This window comes from Roseibium sp. RKSG952 (assembly GCF_009711355.1).
This window is the reverse complement of record NZ_SMMF01000956.1, coordinates 113,566-114,538: the sequence shown is the minus strand read 5'-3', so window position 1 is coordinate 114,538 and position 973 is coordinate 113,566. Positions and strand designations below refer to the sequence as shown.

General features: G+C 56.3%; 1 pseudogene. It reads left to right on the top strand.

What is annotated here, in order from left to right:
* Positions 1-973, top strand: a pseudogene (locus E1297_RS38025) (hypothetical protein); the annotation flags it as partial.

The window sequence follows — 973 nt, the reverse complement described above, 5'->3', positions numbered from 1 at the left end:
CGGTACGGATACCATCAGGTTTACAACTGCGATCAGCAACTACCTGTTCCTGAGAAACGGAACCAGCTACGAGTTTCTGAACGTCATCACACGTATCACCTTTACCGTCGCAAATGATGTTGAACTAATCCAGTTCCTGAACGGTGTGCAACAGTTAACCTGGTCGAACATCGCAACCGCCATGCAACTATCTGACGTCGATACAACGGGTACGACGCTGCAGCATGCGGACCACGGTATCTACGTGCTGGACTCAGCGGGCTCGAACGTTGCGTTGACCTTGCGCGGTGAGGTGATCGGGGCAGGCTCGATTGCAGGATGGCAAGCCATTCAGGCCGAAGCTTCAGGCGGTGGCTACCGCGTTCTGTGGATAAACGCAGACGGCAGCTTTGGGGAGTGGACGGTCAACAGCCAGGGGCAACACATCTCTGACCGGATTATATCCAACTTTGTGGATGTCGAGACATTCTACAACGCCGACCTGAACGGTGACGGAACAATCGGGCACAAGACCACAAGCATCGAAAGCGATGGCTCCGTGGCGCTCTCCTCGTCGACCCGCAGCGGCTATTTGGTCAATGGCAACATCGAGCTGACCCGAGACGGTGCCAATGCCGGACCGGGAAGCATTCCGGGCTGGGAGGCTATCCACGCCGAAGCGTTCAATAGCGGCTTCAAGGTGCTCTGGAAAAACGCCGACGGCTCCTATGGCGAATGGATCACCAATGCGGCCGGTGAATACCTAAGCAGCGCTGCGATCGACAACGTTGTAGATGTCGAAACATTCTACAACGTCGATTTGAACGGTGACGGAACAATTGGGCACAAAACCACAAGCATCGAGACCGACGGCTCCGTGACGTTGGCCTCATCAACCCGCGGTAGCTATGTGATCAACGGCAGCGTCGAACTGACGCGTGACGGTGTCAAAGCTGCGCCCGGCAGCTTCCCTGGCTGGCAGGCCATCCAAGCC